Annotated in this window: 14 protein-coding genes and 1 pseudogene; 9 read left to right on the forward strand and 6 right to left on the reverse strand. The window is 72.5% G+C overall.

Annotated features, from left to right (window positions below; all coding sequences use genetic code 11):
- The 4 genes from ACH4TL_RS37030 to ACH4TL_RS37045 all read left to right on the forward strand — a co-directional run bounded on the left by ACH4TL_RS37030 (window position 1) and on the right by ACH4TL_RS37045 (window position 4992).
- The gene (locus ACH4TL_RS37030) at window positions 1-306 is read left to right on the forward strand and encodes a sarcosine oxidase subunit delta (RefSeq protein WP_398327948.1); all 306 of its coding nucleotides are present in this window, start codon (window positions 1-3) and stop codon (window positions 304-306) included.
- Window positions 303-3200: a sarcosine oxidase subunit alpha family protein gene (locus ACH4TL_RS37035; RefSeq protein WP_398327951.1), complete on the forward strand. Its 2898-nt coding sequence runs from the start codon at window positions 303-305 to the stop codon at window positions 3198-3200. The genes ACH4TL_RS37030 and ACH4TL_RS37035 overlap by 4 nt, the downstream gene beginning before the upstream one ends.
- The gene (locus tag ACH4TL_RS37040; protein ID WP_398327954.1) at window positions 3193-3822 is read left to right on the forward strand and encodes a sarcosine oxidase subunit gamma; all 630 of its coding nucleotides are present in this window, start codon (window positions 3193-3195) and stop codon (window positions 3820-3822) included. The genes ACH4TL_RS37035 and ACH4TL_RS37040 overlap by 8 nt, the downstream gene beginning before the upstream one ends.
- A 69-nt stretch (window positions 3823-3891) precedes the next feature.
- Window positions 3892-4992: a winged helix DNA-binding domain-containing protein gene (locus tag ACH4TL_RS37045; protein ID WP_398327957.1), complete on the forward strand. Its 1101-nt coding sequence runs from the start codon at window positions 3892-3894 to the stop codon at window positions 4990-4992.
- 9 nt (window positions 4993-5001) lie between these two features.
- Here ACH4TL_RS37045 and ACH4TL_RS37050 read toward each other — a convergent pair whose 3' ends face one another.
- On the reverse strand, window positions 5002-5421 hold the full coding sequence (locus ACH4TL_RS37050) for a nuclear transport factor 2 family protein (protein ID WP_398327960.1): 420 nt from the start codon (window positions 5419-5421) through the stop codon (window positions 5002-5004).
- A gap of 122 nt (window positions 5422-5543) precedes the next feature.
- Between ACH4TL_RS37050 and ACH4TL_RS37055 the strand changes: the two genes are divergently transcribed.
- Both ACH4TL_RS37055 and ACH4TL_RS37060 read left to right on the forward strand, forming a co-directional pair.
- Window positions 5544-6236 (forward strand): HAD family hydrolase, encoded by a 693-nt coding sequence (locus ACH4TL_RS37055; RefSeq protein WP_398327963.1) that lies wholly within the window; start codon window positions 5544-5546, stop codon window positions 6234-6236.
- Window positions 6237-6355: 119 nt separating this feature from the next.
- Window positions 6356-7552 carry an FAD-dependent monooxygenase gene (locus ACH4TL_RS37060; protein WP_398327966.1) on the forward strand — a complete coding sequence of 399 codons (1197 nt, stop codon included), beginning with the start codon at window positions 6356-6358 and terminating at the stop codon, window positions 7550-7552.
- Window positions 7553-7568: 16 nt separating this feature from the next.
- Here the strand turns inward: ACH4TL_RS37060 and ACH4TL_RS37065 are convergent, their stop codons facing one another.
- The 3 genes from ACH4TL_RS37065 to ACH4TL_RS37075 form a co-directional block, all read right to left on the reverse strand.
- Window positions 7569-8195 (reverse strand): hypothetical protein, encoded by a 627-nt coding sequence (locus ACH4TL_RS37065; protein WP_398327969.1) that lies wholly within the window; start codon window positions 8193-8195, stop codon window positions 7569-7571.
- A gap of 141 nt (window positions 8196-8336) precedes the next feature.
- Window positions 8337-9527 (reverse strand): MFS transporter, encoded by a 1191-nt coding sequence (locus ACH4TL_RS37070; protein ID WP_398327972.1) that lies wholly within the window; start codon window positions 9525-9527, stop codon window positions 8337-8339.
- 123 nt (window positions 9528-9650) lie between these two features.
- On the reverse strand, window positions 9651-10445 hold the full coding sequence (locus ACH4TL_RS37075) for an SDR family NAD(P)-dependent oxidoreductase (RefSeq protein ID WP_398327975.1): 795 nt from the start codon (window positions 10443-10445) through the stop codon (window positions 9651-9653).
- 165 nt (window positions 10446-10610) lie between these two features.
- Between ACH4TL_RS37075 and ACH4TL_RS37080 the strand changes: the two genes are divergently transcribed.
- The gene (locus ACH4TL_RS37080) at window positions 10611-11834 is read left to right on the forward strand and encodes a PucR family transcriptional regulator (protein ID WP_398327978.1); all 1224 of its coding nucleotides are present in this window, start codon (window positions 10611-10613) and stop codon (window positions 11832-11834) included.
- Window positions 11835-11952: 118 nt separating this feature from the next.
- Entirely contained in the window at window positions 11953-13254 is a 1302-nt protein-coding gene (locus ACH4TL_RS37085) for an MFS transporter (protein ID WP_398327981.1), read from the forward strand.
- 14 nt (window positions 13255-13268) lie between these two features.
- Here the strand turns inward: ACH4TL_RS37085 and ACH4TL_RS37090 are convergent, their stop codons facing one another.
- Together ACH4TL_RS37090 and ACH4TL_RS37095 are read right to left on the reverse strand one after the other, a co-directional pair.
- Window positions 13269-14438, reverse strand: a complete 1170-nt coding sequence (locus tag ACH4TL_RS37090; protein WP_398327984.1) for an aminotransferase — start codon at window positions 14436-14438, stop codon at window positions 13269-13271.
- A 111-nt stretch (window positions 14439-14549) separates the two neighbouring features.
- A pseudogene (locus tag ACH4TL_RS37095) lies at window positions 14550-15438 on the reverse strand (LysR family transcriptional regulator).
- Between the two features lie 118 nt (window positions 15439-15556).
- Between ACH4TL_RS37095 and ACH4TL_RS37100 the strand changes: the two are divergent.
- Window positions 15557-15952: a VOC family protein gene (locus ACH4TL_RS37100; RefSeq protein WP_398327987.1), complete on the forward strand. Its 396-nt coding sequence runs from the start codon at window positions 15557-15559 to the stop codon at window positions 15950-15952.
- The last annotated feature ends 122 nt before the right edge of the window (window positions 15953-16074 follow it).

Raw genomic sequence — 16074 nt, forward strand, 5'->3', positions numbered from 1 at the left:
GTGCTGCTGATCACCTGCCCATGGTGCGGTCCTCGCGACGAGGCCGAGTACCACTACGGGGGACAGGCCCACGTCCCCTACCCCGGGAACACCGGAAACACCGCGGACGTCACCGACGAGGAGTGGGCCGCGTACGTCTTCTACCGCGACAACCCCAAGGGGCCCTTCGCCGAGCGGTGGATGCACAGCGCCGGATGCCGCCGCTGGTTCAACGCCCTGCGCGACACCGTGAGTTACGAGCTGCTGGCCACCTACCGGCTCGACGAGCCCCGCCCCGCGACTCCCCAGGCCGGAGGGAACCGATGACCGACCAGCCATTCCGGCTCCCGCACGGAGGCCGCGTCGACCGCGGGACCGTGCTGCGCTTCACCGTCGACGGCCGCGAGCTGACCGGGCACCCCGGAGACACCGTCGCCTCCGCGATGCTCGCGGGCGGGCTCGTGGAGGTCGCTCCGTCGATCTACCGCGGCCGCCCGCGCGGCATCCTCGCCGCGGGCCCCGAGGAGCCCAACGCCCTGGTGCAGATCGACGGGCCGTGCTCGGAGGGCATGCTGCCCGCGACCACGGCGGAGCTGTACGACGGCCTGTCCGCCACCACGCTCTCCGGGATGGGGCGGCTCGACCCGACGCCCGACCCCGACGTGTACGACAAGAAGTTCGTCCACACCGATGTCCTCGTCGTCGGCGCCGGACCGGCCGGGCTCGCCGCCGCCACCGCCGCCGCGGGCTCCGGCGCCCGTGTGATCCTCCTCGACGAGCGGTCCGAACCGGGCGGCGCGCTGCTCTCCGGGCGCACCGAGACGGTCGGCGCGCAGACCGCCCTCGAATGGGCCGCCGAGGTCCGCGCGGCGCTCGACGCCGCCCCCGAGGTCGTCGTCCTGCGGCGCACCACGGCGGTCGGCTCCTACGACGACAACTATGTGCTGGCCCTCCAGCGGCGCACCGACCACCTCGGCGCCGACGCCCCCCGGCCGTCCGACGGCGTCTCGCGCCAGCGGCTGTGGCACATCAGGGCCCGCCAGGTGGTCCTGGCCACCGGCGCGCACGAGCGTCCGCTGGTCTTCGCGGGCAACGACCGCCCCGGGGTGATGCTCGCCGGGGCCGTACGTACGTACCTCAACCGGTACGGCGTCGCCCCCGGCTCGCGGGCCGTGGTCAGCACCACCAACGACAGCGCCTACGACACGGTCGCCGATCTGCACGCCGCCGGGGTCGGCATCGCCGCCGTCGTGGACGCGCGCCCCGAGCTGACCCACCGGGCCGCCGAGGTGGCCGTGGCCACCGGGGTGCGGGTGCTGACGGGCAGCGCGGTGGCCGCCACCGCGGGCGAGGGCCGCCTGACCGGTGTCACCGTGCGGGCCCTCGACGGCGACGGACACCTCACCGGCGCCCCGGAGTCGTTCGACTGCGACCTGCTGGCCGTCTCGGGCGGCTGGAGCCCGGTGGTGCATCTGCACAGCCAGCGCCAGGGGAAGCTGCGCTGGGACCAGGACCTGACGGCCTTCGTGCCCGACGGCGCCGTGCGGGACCAGCAGGTCGTCGGCGCCGCCCGCGGGACGTACGGCCTCGACGGCGCTCTGGCCGAAGGGGCGCGGGCCGGTGCGCGGGCCGCCACGGACGCCGGGTTCCCGGTGCCCGTGCCCTCGTCGTCCGACGACGCGGGGTCCGGCGCCGCTCCGGTGCGCGCACTGTGGCTCGTCCCCGCGAGCGAGGGCGAACCCGGCAGCTGGGACACCCACTTCGTGGACCTCCAGCGCGATGTGACGGTCGCCGACGTCTGGCGGTCGGTCGGCTCCGGTATGCGCGGTGTCGAGCACATCAAGCGCTACACCTCGCTCGGCACGGCGAACGACCAGGGCAAGACGTCCGGCGTCAACGCCATCGGTGTGATCGCCGAGGCGCTCGGCGCGGGCGCGTCCCCCGGCGAGATCGGCACCACCTCCTACCGGGCGCCGTACACCCCGGTCGCCTTCGCCGCCCTGGCCGGGCGCGAGCGCGGCGAGCTGTTCGACCCCGAGCGGACCACGTCCATCCACGGCTGGCACGTGGCGCACGGCGCGGTGTTCGAGGACGTCGGTCAGTGGAAGCGCCCCCGGTACTTCCCCCGGCCCGGCGAGGACATGGACGCGGCCGTGGCCCGCGAGTGCCGCGCGGCCCGTGAGGGGGTGGCGTTCATGGACGCCACCACCCTCGGCAAGATCGAGATCTGGGGCGCGGACGCGGGGGAGTTCCTGAACCGCGTCTACACCAACGGCTTCAAGAAGCTGAAGCCGGGCATGGCCCGCTACGGCGTGATGTGCAAGTCCGACGGGATGATCTTCGACGACGGTGTGACGCTGCGCCTGGCGGACGACCGCTACTTCATGACCACCACGACCGGCGGTGCCGCCGGGGTCCTGGACTGGCTGGAGGAGTGGCTGCAGACCGAGTGGCCCGAACTCGACGTCCACTGCACCTCGGTGACCGAGCAGTGGTCGACGATCGCCGTCGTCGGCCCGCAGTCCCGCGAGGTCGTCGCCCATCTCGCGCCCGACGTCGACCTGTCCGCCGAGGCGTTCCCCTTCATGGCCTTCCGCGAGACCACCCTGGCCTCCGGTGTCCCGGCCCGCATCTGCCGGATCTCCTTCTCCGGCGAACTCGCCTACGAGATCAACGTGTCCGCGTGGTACGGCCAGGCGGTGTGGGAGGAGGTGTACGCGATCGGACGGCCGTACGGCATCACCCCGTACGGCACCGAGACCATGCACGTCCTGCGGGCCGAGAAGGGCTACATCATCGTCGGCCAGGACACCGACGGCACCGTGACCCCGCAGGACGCGGGCATGTCCTGGGTGGTCTCCAAGCAGAAGGACTTCGTCGGAAAGCGGTCCTACGCCCGCGCCGACACCTCCCGTACCGACCGCAAGCAACTGGTCGGCCTGCTGCCGAGCGACGGCAGGACCCGGCTGCCCGAGGGCGCCCAGCTCGTCGCCCCCGGTGTGCCGATCACCCCCGAGGCCGGGCCGGTGCCGATGCTCGGCCACGTCACCTCCAGCTACCACAGCCCGGCCCTCGGCCGCCCCTTCGCCCTCGCCCTCGTGGCCGACGGGCGGGCCAGGATCGGCGAGACCCTGCTCGCCCCGGTGGGCGAGGAGCTGGTGCCCGTCGAGGTGGCCGACACCGTCCTGTACGACCCCGAAGGGACCAAGCGCGATGGCTGAGCCGACGAACGACGCGGGCGCGGGCCCGGTGGCACTGCGCACCAGCCCGCTGGCCCATCTGGAGGAGCCGATGCGTGATGCCGCCGTCACCGGCGCGCGCGGCGTACGGCTCGCCGAATGGCCGTTCATCACCATGGTGAACGTGCGTGTCGACCCCGCCTCCGAAGCGGCCGACCGCATCGCGAAGACCCTGGGCGCGCCCCTTCCGCGCAGTTGCGGCCACACCACCACATCCGGCCCCCATACGGTGTTGTGGCTCGGCCCCGACGAATGGCTCGTGCTGTGCCATGCCGACGGGACCGCCGTGGCGGTCGATTTGCGGGAGGCGCTCGCCGGGGACCCGGGGTCGGTGGTGGACGTCTCGGCGAACCGCACCACGCTGGAGCTGAGGGGCCCCGCCGCCCGGCAGGTGCTGGAGAAGGGCTGCCCCCTGGACCTGCACCCGCGGGCCTTCGGCCCCGGGCGGGCGGTGTCCACCACGGTCGGCCCGGTAGCGGTGCTGCTCTGGCAGTTGGACGAGGCACCGACGTACCGCCTCTTCCCGCGCTCCTCGTTCGCCGACTATCTGGCGCGCTGGCTCATCGACGCGATGAGCGAGTACCGGGGCCCGCGGGTGCCGTGACGCACACCGGTGGCGGCCGAACCGGGGATGCGGTCACAACCTGACCGCATCCCCGGTGATCGTGTCCCCATGACCGTTCTCGACAACCGGGCGCTGGGCCGCGCCACGCTGGCCCGGCAGCTGCTGCTCGACCGCGCCGACCTACCGGTCCTCGACGCCGTCGCCCACCTCGGCGGGCTGCAAGCGCAGGAGCCGCAGGCACCGTTCACCGGCCTCTGGTCGCGGCTGCGCGCCTTCGACCCGGCGGCGCTGGACGGCCTGCTGACCGGGCGGCGCGTGGTGCGCACCCACCTCATGCGGCGCACCGTCCACCTCGTCACCGCCGCCGACGCCCTGGCCTGGCGAGCGCGCCACGACGCCATGCTGCGCCAGCGGGTGACGGGCGTCTACCGTCGCGAGCTGGCCGGGGTGGACCTCGCCGAACTCGCCGCCGCGACCCGAGCGGTGCTGGCCGATGGCGAGCCCCGCTCGATGCCCGAGGTCGCGCGGGCGCTCGCCGACCGCTGGCCCGCGCCGGGCCCGAAGGCCCTGGGGGAGATGGCGATCGCCGCCCTCGTCCCGGCCGTACAACTGCCGCCGCGCGGGCTGTGGCGCAGGGCGTCGGGGGTGCGCTACACCCCGTACGCCCGCTGGCTGGGCCGCGACATCGACCCGCCCGCCCCACCGGGCACCGACCCGGTCGGCGCGGCGCTGGTGCGCCGCTATCTGGCCGGGTTCGGCCCCGCCGCCTCGGCCGACCTGCGCGCCTGGTGCGGCCTCGCCGGACTGCCCGCCGCGGTGGCCGCCGTCCGCGGGGAGCTGGTCACCTTCCGCGACACACGCGGCCGTGAACTGCTCGACCTGCCCGACGCCCCGCGCCCCGACCCCGGCACACCCGCCCCGGTGCGGTTCCTGCCCGCGTTCGACAACGCGATCCTCGGCTACCACGACCGCGGCCGGATCATCGACGACGCCCACCGCGGCCTGTCCGTCGCGGGCGCCCGCGTGGTGCTGGTCGACGGCCGGGCCGCCGCGACCTGGACCGCCGACGCGGGCACCGTGGCCGTCACCCCGCTGCGCGGCCTCTCCCGGGCCGAGCGCACGGCCGTCGCCGAGGAGGGCCGGAGCGTGTCGTCGTTCCTGTCCGACGGCGACAGCGACCGCGTACGGATCGCCGACCCGTCCCGCTGAGCCGGGGCCTCACCCCTGGGCGCAGGCCGCGGCGATCGACAGGCTGTTCTCGTAGAGGTGGTGCCGGGTGATCCGTCCGTCCTCGACGGTGAGACGCAGCGCGAACGGGCCCTCGAAGGACTTCCCCGTCGCGCGTACGGTCCCCGACAGATGCCCTGTCAGCACGGCGTCGGTGCCGTCGACGAGGAACGCGTCGACGGAGGCGCGCGCGTCCTCGGCCACGGTGTGCTCCATCAGCTCCGTGAACTGCGCGGCGCATTCGGCGGCGGTGGAGCGCGGGCGGATCCACGGCACCGTGGGGTTCTCGGCGAGCAGCCAGTCGACCTCGTCGGCGAAGAGCCCGGTGAGCCGCCGGACGTCCCCGGCCGCCCGGGCCGCGAGGAACTCCCGCACTACGGCGCGGGTGGTCTCGGTGGACGTGATGGTCATGGCGCTCTCCTCACACTGTGCGTCCGATACGGGTGATCCTGCCGGGGGAGGGGAGCGAACGTCGATTACCTCAGGCGTAAAGAGCGGCGCACGCGGGTGGCGGCGGGGCTACGATCGCGGACATGGTCAACGGGGTGATGTTCGACTTCTCGGGAACGCTGATGCGCATCGAGTCGGTCGAGGAGTGGCTCGCCGCGGCGCTGGCTGAGGCGGCCGTCCCCGCGGACGGTGAGGAGTTCGCCGACTGGGTGCGGCGGCTGACCGACTGCGGGGCACTCCCGGGCGGACCGGAGCCCCGGCACATTCCCGCGCATCTCGAACAGCGATGGCGCGAACGGGACTTGAGTGCCGATCAGCATCGGGCGGCCTATACGGCGTTGATCGAGGAGGCCCGGTTGCCGGGCGCCGAGCTGACGCGGGCGCTGTACGACCGCCACCGCACGCCCGCCGCCTGGCGGCCCTACCCGGACACCGAGGCCACGTTGCGGGAGCTGCGCCGACGTGGCATCAAGGTGGCGGTGGTCAGCAACATCGGCTGGGACCTGCGGCCTGTCTTCCGGGCCCATGAGCTGGACGGGCTGGTGGACGCCTATGTGCTCTCCTACGAGCTGAACGTCCAGAAGCCCGCGCCCGCCATCTTCCGCGCCGCGTGCGACGCGCTCGGGCTGCCTCCCTCCGAAGTGCTGATGGTCGGCGACAGCCGCGTCGCGGACGGCGGCGCGGCGGCGCTGGGCTGTCCGGTGCACTTCGTGGACCATCTGCCGGCCGACCAGCGCCCGGCGGGGCTCGCACCCCTCATGGACCTGCTCGGCTGAGGGGCGGACCTGACCGCACTTGCTTACCTAACGTAGGTATCTGTAGCATCACGACCGTTCCCAAAAAAGATACCTACAGTACGTAAATAAGCGGGCGTCCCACGGAAGGAACCCCCCAGATGACCCACCCCACGCACCGCAGGATCCTCATCTCCGGCGCGAGCATCGCCGGGCCGACCCTCGCCTACTGGCTCGATCACTACGGCTTCGAGGTCACCGTCGTCGAGAAGGCGGCCGCGATCCGCAGCGGCGGCTATCCCATCGACGTCCGCGGCCCGGCCCGCGACGTGGCGGACCGCATGGGACTGCTCCCGCGGCTGCGCGAGGCCCATGTCGACAGCCGCAAGATCTCCTTCGTGGACCGCGACGGACACCTCGTCGGTTTCGTCCGCCCCGAAGTCATCACCGGCAGCGTGGAGGGCCTGGACCTCGAAGTGCGGCGCGGCGACCTCGCGGACGCCCTCTACGCCCCGGTCCGTGACCGGGTCGAGTTCCTCTTCGGCGACTCCATCGCCACCCTGGACGACCGCGGGGACCGCGTCGAGATCACCTTCGACAGCGGCGCCCACCGCACCTTCGACCTGGTCATCGGCGCGGACGGGCTGCACTCCCACACCCGCCGCCTGGTGTTCGGCCCCGAGGAGCGGTTCCACCGCTACCTCGGCCATGCCTTCGCCGGGTTCACCCTCGCAGGCGACTTCGGCCTCGCACACGAGGCGGTCCAGTGGAACACCCCCGGCCGGGCGGCCGTCCTCTACGCCCACGAGTCCGGTGACCGTGTGCACGGGTTCCTCATCTTCCGGCAGGAGGAGCCGCCCTTCGACGCCTTCCGCGACCCCGAGGCCCAACGCGACCTCGTCGCCGCCACGTTCCCCGAGCCCGCCTGGCACCTCCCGCGCCTGGTGGCCGCCATGCGCGGGGCCGACGACCTGTTCTTCGACATCATCAGTCAGATCCACATGCCCGCCTGGTCGCACGGCCGTGTCGCCCTCGTCGGCGACGCCGCCCACGCCGCCTCGTTCCTCACCGGCCAGGGCACCAGCGTCGCCCTCGTGGACGCGTACATCCTGGCCGGGGAACTGGCCACCCACGCCGACCACGCGGACGCCTTCGCCGCCTACGAGCGGACGGTGCGCCCCTTCGTCGAGCAGAACCAGGCCCTGGCCGCCCCGGGCGCCGCCACCATGCTCCCCGGCACCCAGGAAGCGCTCGACGCCCGCAACGAGGCCCTGCTCAATCCCGCCGCACTGTCGGGCGAGGAGTTCCGCGCCGCCAACACCAGCCTGGTCCTGCCCGACTACAGCCCTGCCGCATGACGGGCCACCGGGCCCGCTACAGGCCGTCCCGTACCATCGCGGCGACGATGTTGACGTGCCGGTCGGCGGCGGTCTGGGAGAACTCGTTCTCGTAGTTCAGGCCGTACGGCCAGAAGTGGCCACCTCCGGCGGACAGCGCGGCGCCGGACCCGTCGTACTGCTTGACGAGCCGGGTGGCCTCGGCGCCACGCCAGGTGCCGCCACTGGTGAGCGAGGCCCAACGGCCGCTGGTGCCGACGCCGATGGTGTGGGCTATCTCGTGCAGCGCGGTGCGTTCGGTCATATAGGAGCGGTTGCCGAACCGGATGGTCCCGTTGATGTTGCCGTCCGCGGTGGGAACACCCGGGTCGTACTGCACGGTGATGCTCTTGCCCAGGTCGCTGAGGTTGTTGTACCGGGCCACCGCGGCGTTCATGGCCGCGGTGATGCGGTTGTACGCGTCCTGCTGGTCCGGGGTGGGATTGGTGGCCCGCTGGAGCGTCCACGTGATGGTCGCCAACGGGGCCTGCGCCGACCGCTGTTGGGTGGCCACGGGGGCTTTCGCGGGCGCGGCTGCCTGGGCCGCTACCGGCGCGGCCACGGTGAACGTGACGGCCGCCAGGGCGGCGGCCATGGCCCGGCGTCTGGGGCGGGGTAATGTCATGCGCGTACTCCTCGTAGTCCGTGCGTTGCTGTGCGGAGGCGTTCGACTTTGTGCGGGTATTACGACAAGGCACGGGTGACGAGGTGTCAAGGTGGTGCGTGAGTTTGCGAAAATGTTGCTCCGGCGCCACAGCGCCCGGCTCTAACCGATAACGTCGCTCGCCGTACCGGTCGTGGCCAGGACCGGGCGCACCAGCAACGACACCGCCGAAGCCAGGCCCGCCGCTGCGGCGGCGCCGATGAACGCCCAGGTGTGGGAACCGCCGTTCGCGCTGACGAGCTGCCCGGAGAGCGACGTGCCGAGCGCGTAACCGGCCCACATGAAGGTGCTCATCCAGGCGAACGCCTCGGTGCGGTACTCCTCCGGCGCGGCCTCGCCCAGCACGACCTGGTGCAGGGTGTCCCGGGGGCCACCGACCGCGCCCACCACCAGCAGGATCAGAGCGGCCCACACCAGATGGGACACCTGCGCGCCGATCAGGAGCAGGGCCGTCGACGCGGCGTGGTACAGGGCGAGTTGGGGCCCTGGACGTCCGTTGCGTTCGCGCGCCCCGTAGATCAGCGCGCTGATCACCGTGCCCAGCGACAGGACGCTCAACAGCACACCGGACGCACCGCCCGAGCCGTCCCCGCCGCCCAGCGCCGCGACCGCCACGACGATTCCGCCGTACGCGACGGTGTCACAGACGACGATGCCGAGCAGCACCCGGACCTGCCCGTGGGACAGCGGACCGAGGAGACGCCGCTCGGCACGCTCCGCCTTCGGCGGCGGCAAGGACACCGTCATCAGCAGCAGGACTCCGGCGGTCGTGGCGCACGCCGCGAACACCACCGCGGCGTCCGGGGACGCGAACGCCACCAGGCCCGAGACGATCAGTGGGCCGGTGACGAACATGACCTCGTTGAGCACCGCGTCGAGGGCGAACGCCGTCTTCAGCTGCTCCCCGGACACCAGAACCGGCCAGCTGGAGCGCACCACCGGGCCCGAGGGCGGGGTGGTGGCGCCGAGCGCCGCCGCGCTCGCGATCAGCACCCCCACCGGGGCGTGCCGGGTGAGGGCCCACAGCAGCACCGCGTACGCGGCCAGGTTCGCCAGCAGACAGCAGGCCAGGACCCGGCGGGGCCGCAGCCGGTCCACGAGCCGGCCGGCCACCGGAACGGCCACGGCCAGGGCCCCGGCGTACCCCGAGAGCACCCCGGCGGCCGAACCGTACGAGCCGAGGGAGGAGTTCACCGCCAGCAGCAGCCCCAGGCTCAGCAACGGCGCGGTGATGCGGGTCGTCACGGCCGAGACGGCCAGGCGGGCCACTTCCGGCCGGCGCAGAAGGGTCACGTATGCGCGTATGTCCAGCCTCCCCGAGCGAACATGCCGTGCGACATCGCCGGTCATACTCGCACAGACCATCACCGTTGCGTCAGGGGCGGGATCGTCAATCAGCCGCCTGTGGAGGGGAGTTCAGCAGCGCGCCGTGAGACCGCCGTCCACCGGAAGGCACACGCCGTTGATGTACGCCGCCTCGTCGGAGGCGAGGAAGACGGCGGCCGCCGCGACATCCCACGGGGTGCCCATGCGTCCGGTAGGGCTCGCCGCGTGACGGGCCGCGAGCGCGGCCTCGGGGTCGTCGGCATCGGCCACGATCTGCCGGGCCACCAGCGGGGTCTCGATCAGGCCCGGCAGGACGGCGTTGACCCGGATGCCGTCGGCCGCGTGGCGCAGCGCCAGGGCGACCGTGAGCTGGTTGACGGCCGCCTTCGCCGCGCTGTAGCTGGGGTACGGATAGCCGGTGTCGCGTATCGCGGCGATCGACGACACGTTGACGACCGCGCCACCACCTGCCGCCACCATCCGGGGCAGCACATGCTTACAGGCCAGAAACACACCGTCCACGTTGACCGCGAGGGCGGACCGCCACGTGGCGAGATCGAGCGCCGTGACATCGCCCAAGCGGGCCACGCCGACGTTGTTGTGCAACACCGTCGGGGCGCCGAAGGCGCGCTCGGCCGCCACGACGGCGGCGGTCACCTGCTCCTCCACCGTCACATCGGCCGTCAGGGGCAGCGCCTCACCGCCCTCGGCCGTGATCGCCTCGGCCGTACGGCGCGCCTGGTCCGCGTCGATGTCGATCGCCGCGACACGCGCGCCCTCCCGGGCGAACGCGAGCGCGGCCGCCTGGCCGTTGCTCACTCCGCCACCGCTCGAACCGGCCCCGAAGACGAGCGCGGTGCGGCCCTCCAGTCGTCCCCTGCGCATGGCCCGATCGTGGGCCTCGCGAGGCGTCCGGACCACCGACGACCGTCGCAAACCTGCCGTACCGGATCCTCGATCTGTAGAAAACGCCAGGTCATAACCCTTCACCTGGCGGCGGACATGCGTAATGATCTTCCAAGGGCAGCGTCCGGCGGGAGGTGATGCGCGATGCCCGGAGGACGACTCCAGGACGTCGTGGACGACTTGGCGGAGCGCATAGGCCGCTCCGTCGCGGTCAACGATCCACGCGTTCACATTCTTTGCGCCAGCCGCCACTTCGGCGACGAGGACCAGGTGCGGGTGCGCGCCGTGTTGCAGCGTGACGCGGGAAGCGCCGCCGCCGGACACATCCTCGCCCAGGGCGTCGACCGCTGGACCGAGCCCGGTGTCATCCCGCCACGCGCCGACCTCGGCATGCGGGCCCGGCTGTGCGCACCCATCCGGTGGCGCCACCACCTGCTGGGCCTGCTCGTCGTCATCGACCCCGACGGCACGCTCCCGCGCTCCAGCATCGACGCCGTCACCGCCGCCACGCGCACCCTCGCGTCCCTGATGTACCAGGACTTCGCCGCCGACGACACCGAACGCATGGCCCGCGAACGAGCGCTGCGCCAGCTGCTGGACCCCTCGGCCACCGTGCGCGAAACCGGGCGGGACGCGCTCGCACACGGCGGTTGGCTGCCGTCGTCCCGCTGTGCCACCGTCACCGTCGCGCGGATCGCCGGTGATCCACCGGCCGGCCATGGGGGAGCGGTGGAGGTGGCGCTGCGTACGGCGCTGGAGCGGGTCGCGGCCGACCGGTCGTGGCGGACCGAGTTCTGCCTCCTCGGCCCGCACGGCGTGTTGCTGACCTTCTCCGACCGCCCCCTGCCGCACGAGCCGCTGCGCGCCCGCGCGTCGGCCCTCCTCGAACAGGCACGGTCGGTGCTGGCCGGGGCGGGGAAGTGCGTCGCGGGGATCGGCGAGACCGTGGACGGCGGCGCCGACGCGGCGTGGATGTCGTACGAGCAGGCCGTCGGCGCCGCACGGGCAGCCGGTGTGCGGCCCGGCGGCGACGGCATCGTCCGTTGGGAGGAACTCGGCGCGCTGGCCCCCCTGTCGCTGCTCCCGCCCGATCGCCTGACCTCCGCGCTGCTGCCCGGGCCGCTGCGTACCCTCCTCGCGCGGGACCCGTCGGGCCGCCTCACCGAAACCCTCACCGCCTACCTCGACCACGGCGGCTCGGCCCCGCGCACCGCGCACGCCCTCCACCTCCACCGCACCTCGCTCTACTACCGGCTCCAGCGCATCACGGAACTCACCGGCCTTGACCTGGCCGACGGCGACCACCGGCTCGCCCTCCACCTCGGGCTCCGCCTCCACGCGCTGATGCGGAACACGGACCACGGGTGAGTCACCTTCGACAAAGCGAGGAAAGCACCCGGCCGATTCCCGACAGCAGGCGGTGGCGTGCCCCGCCGCCGCGCCCCATACTCCGACCGCAGTCCAAGGTCACCCGGGAGCCGCCGCCATGTCCACCATCGCCCCACCCGCCGTCCGTACGGTGTCCGCCACACGGATCGCGGTCGCCAGTTTCGTCGGAACGGCCATCGAGTTCTACGACTTCTACATCTACGGAACGGCCGCCGCGCTCGTCCTCGGCAAGCTGTTCTTCCCCACCTTCTCCGCGCTCGCGGGCACCCTGGCCGCGTTCGCCACCTTCGGGGTCGGCTTCGTGGCCCGCCCGATCGGCGCAGTGATCTTCGGCCACTTCGGCGACCGCACCGGCCGCAAGACGATGCTGGTCACCTCCCTGCTCGTGATGGGCACGGGCACGGTCGCCATCGGACTGCTGCCCACCTACCGGGATGTCGGGATCCTGGCCCCGGTGCTGCTGGTCCTGTGCCGGTTCCTGCAAGGGGTGGGTCTGGGCGGCGAGTGGGGCGGCGCGGTGCTGCTGGCCACCGAGTACGCGCCCCGCGACAAGCGCGGGCTGTGGTCGAGTTTCCCGCAGATGGGCCCCGCCATCGGCTTCATCGCCGCGGGCGGCTCGTTCCTGCTGCTGGGCCGGGTGATGGACGACGCGGCCTTCGAATCCTGGGGGTGGCGGATCCCCTTCCTCGCCAGCGCGGCGCTGGTGGTCGTCGGCTTCTACATCCGGATGCGGATCGCCGAGACACCGGTGTTCCGGAAGGCGATGGAACAGCACGAGCGGGCCAAGGCGCCCATCGTCGAGGTGATCCGCCGTCAGGGCGCCACCCTGGCCCTGGCGACCTGCGCGTTCATCCTGGCGCACACGCTCTTCTACACCATCACCACCTTCGCGCTCTCCTACGGCACCACGGTGCTGGACCTCGACAAGGACATGCTGCTGCTGTGCGCGATGGCCGCGGCGCTCGTCCTGGGCGTTGCCACCCCGCTGCTGGCCGTCCTCTCCGACCGGGTCGGCCGCCGCAACGTCTGCCTGAGCGCGGGGGTGCTGGCCGCGCTGTGGGCGTACCCGATGTTCGCCCTGATCAACACGGGGGAGCCCCTGCTCATCGGGCTCGCGATGGCCGTCGGCATGCTCGCCTTCGCCGCGCTGTACGGCCCGATGGGCGCGTTCCTCCCCGAGATGTTCGCCACCCGCTACCGCTACACCGGCGCGTCCGTGGCGTACAACGCGAGCGGCATCGTCGGCGGTGGCGTCACCCCGCTCCTCGCCACCCAGCTCGTCGCCTCCACCGGCTCGTCGGTGCCGGTGTCCGGCTACATCGTGGTGGTCGCCCTGGCCTCAGCACTGTGCGTGTGGTTCCTGAAGGAGACCCACACCAGCGACCTGGAGACCGCCTGACGGGTCGCTCCGGGTCAGCCGAGGACGTCCTTGGCCATCAGCCGGAGCCGCCCGGCGAAGTCGGTGAGCCCGGCCCGGTCGACGTTGCCGAAGCTGACCCGGAACACCTGCCGGTCGTCGGGCAGGAAGGCGGTGCCGGGGATGACCAGCGTGTCGTAGCGGGTCACGAGGTCGCGCACGACATCCTCGGTGCCGCGCCCGGCGAACGGGTGGCGTACCCAGCCGAAGAACCCACCGCAGCTCAGCAGCTCGAAACCGCCCGGCCGGTCGGCCATCACGCTCTCCAGCCAGCGCCGCTTCCCCGTCATCTCCTCCGCCCGCTCCGCCCGCCACCCCTGGGCCGCGGTCAGTCCGGCCCAGGCGGCCTCCTGCCCGACCCGCGGAGGGCAGATCGCCACGCAGTCGAGCAGCTTCATCACCTCGCGGTTCAGCTCCGGGGACGCGACGACAGCGCCCACCCGGTAGCCGGGGATGGCGAGGTCCTTGGAGAAGCTGTGCAGGCTCACCAGGGTCCCCGCCCAGTCCGGCTCGCCGAACAGCTCGTGTGCCGGGTGCGCGGTGTCCCGGAACGAGCGGTACGTCTCGTCCACGACCAGCGCGATGTCGTGCCGCTTCGCCACCTCGTAGAACCCCGCCAGCACCTCGGGCGGAAGGGTGACACCGCTCGGATTGCCCGGGGTGACCAGCACGATCGCCCGGGTGCGCGGCGTGATGAGCGCTTCGGCCGCGTCCGGAGTGGGCACCAGCCCGGGCCCGGGGTCGAGGTAGCGCGGCACGACGCCGTTCATGCGCAGCCACATGTCGTAGTTGAAGTAGTACGGCAGGACTTCGATGACCTCGTCACCCGGCTCGGTGAGCGCCTGGGTGACGAGGCAGAACGCCTGGTTGCACCCCGCCGTGACGACCATCTGGTCCGCCCCCACCGGGCTCCCGTACGCCCGGCCGAGATCCGCGGCGAACGCCTCCCGCAGCCGGGGCAGCCCGGGCGCCGGGACATAGGCGGCGCCGTTGGGCTCGTGCGCCACCGTGGCGACGTGCTCGACCATCTCCGCCGCCGGCGGGTAACTCGGCGCGGCCTGCGCCAGATCGAGCAGAGGCCGCTCGCCACTGCGCCCCGCCAGCAGGGCGTACGTCGCACCCATCGGCGAATCGATCTCGCGCACGGTTCGCGGGCTGAGTCGCACGTCGGCACTCCTTCACGGGCTGGCTGACTGCTGCCGGTTCACCGCGATGCTACCGACCCCCTCCTTCCGCCACGTACGAGCGGCGCGGGGCGGACCTGACGCGGCGGGCGGTCATGCGGCGGGAGACGACGCGTCCATGCCCAGCAGGTCGAGGAAGGCGGCGGCCGCGGGGGACGGGGTGAACCGGCTCCAGACCAGGCGCTCCACCCGTACAGGACCGCCAGTGACCGGCACACTCCGCAGGCCGGGCAGTTCGGCGGCGAACGCCGCGGGCAGCAGGGCGATGCCCAGGCCATGGCGGACCATCCGGGCCATCAGCTCGACGCCGGACACCTCGAAGGCGACCTCGCGCCGCAGACCGGCCGCCGCGAACGCCTCGTCCGACTGGGCGCGCGCGGCGCTGCCGTCGGCGAAGTCCACGAACACTTCCTCGGCGAGGCGGTGGATGTCCACCTCGTGTTCCGTGGCGAGCGTGTGGTCCGGGGCGACCACGGCGACGTGCTGCCCCTGGGCGAGCTCCCGGTCACGGACCCCCTGCGGCCGGAATCCGGGCTGTACGCCGAGGAACGCCGCGTCCAGCCCGCCGTCGCGCACCTGCTCGACGAGCTGCTCGCTGGAGTCGACCCGCAGGCTGATCCGCACCCTGGGGACAGCGCGCGCGGTAGTCCCGCAGCGCCGCCGGAAGGTCGACGGCCGCCACGGTGGGGATCGACCCCACGGCCAGCCTGCCCCGTATCTCCCCGGTGGCCGCCGTCACCTCCGCCCGGGCCCGCTCGGCCGCCTCCAGGGCCTGGCGGGCGGCGGGCAGGAACGCCTCCCCGGCGGTGGTCAGCCACCCCCGGCGGCTGGTCCGCTCGAACAGCCGGGCGCCCAATTCCTTCTCCAGCCGGGCCACTTGGTGGCTGAGCACGGACTGGACGATGTGGCATCGTTCGGCGGCGCGGGTGAAGCCCGCGGTCTCCACCACCGCGAGGACGTAGCGCATCTGCTGGAGGTCCAGCGATCCATCGTGAAACACGATGGATCGCATGACAAGTATGTGTTGGACCGATGGATGTCTGCTCGGTGATGCTGAAGTCCCCGGCGCCTTCCGGTGCCCCTGAACTGCGGAGATACCCATGCGCGTGATCGCCTTCGACCACCTCGTCCTGAACGTCGCCGACATCGGGCGCTCGCTCGCCTTCTACACCGGCCCGCTGGGGCTGGAACCGGTACGGGTGGAGGAGTGGAGGGCCGGCAAGACCTCCTTCCCGTCCGTGCGGGTGAGCCCCACCACCATCATCGACCTCGTCGAGGCGCCCGGCGGTGACGGGCGGCCGGAGGACTCCAATGTCGACCACATCTGCCTGGTGGTCGAGCCGCTCGACTGGCAGCAGGTCATCGATTCCGGCGTCTTCACGGTGCTGGGCGGTCCCGGCGAGCGCTTCGGCGCCCGGGGCACCGCGGTCTCGGTCTATGTGCGGGACCCGGACGGCAACACCGTGGAACTGCGCTGGTACCCGCAGGACGCCTGAGGGGTATCTCCGCTATGCCATTGGTCGGACCACCGGGCGCGTTCCGCTTCTCTGAATCGCGAGCTATCATGATCCTTTAGAGGGTGTTATCTCGGGCGCCTTCATGGTCACAAATTGGCGCG

The sequence above is a fragment of the Streptomyces sp. NPDC021115 genome, assembly GCF_044333065.1.
Classification (GTDB): domain Bacteria; phylum Actinomycetota; class Actinomycetes; order Streptomycetales; family Streptomycetaceae; genus Streptomyces.

Coding starts and splice junctions, on each gene's coding strand:
- ACH4TL_RS37035 (WP_398327951.1), top strand. CDS start 303: ATGACCGACCAGCCATTCCGGCTCCCGCACGGAGGCCGCGTCGACCGC.
- ACH4TL_RS37040 (WP_398327954.1), top strand. CDS start 3,193: ATGGCTGAGCCGACGAACGACGCGGGCGCGGGCCCGGTGGCACTGCGC.
- ACH4TL_RS37045 (WP_398327957.1), top strand. CDS start 3,892: ATGACCGTTCTCGACAACCGGGCGCTGGGCCGCGCCACGCTGGCCCGG.
- ACH4TL_RS37050 (WP_398327960.1), bottom strand. CDS start 5,421: ATGACCATCACGTCCACCGAGACCACCCGCGCCGTAGTGCGGGAGTTC.
- ACH4TL_RS37055 (WP_398327963.1), top strand. CDS start 5,544: ATGGTCAACGGGGTGATGTTCGACTTCTCGGGAACGCTGATGCGCATC.
- ACH4TL_RS37060 (WP_398327966.1), top strand. CDS start 6,356: ATGACCCACCCCACGCACCGCAGGATCCTCATCTCCGGCGCGAGCATC.
- ACH4TL_RS37065 (WP_398327969.1), bottom strand. CDS start 8,195: ATGACATTACCCCGCCCCAGACGCCGGGCCATGGCCGCCGCCCTGGCG.
- ACH4TL_RS37075 (WP_398327975.1), bottom strand. CDS start 10,445: ATGCGCAGGGGACGACTGGAGGGCCGCACCGCGCTCGTCTTCGGGGCC.
- ACH4TL_RS37080 (WP_398327978.1), top strand. CDS start 10,611: ATGCCCGGAGGACGACTCCAGGACGTCGTGGACGACTTGGCGGAGCGC.
- ACH4TL_RS37085 (WP_398327981.1), top strand. CDS start 11,953: ATGTCCACCATCGCCCCACCCGCCGTCCGTACGGTGTCCGCCACACGG.
- ACH4TL_RS37100 (WP_398327987.1), top strand. CDS start 15,557: ATGCGCGTGATCGCCTTCGACCACCTCGTCCTGAACGTCGCCGACATC.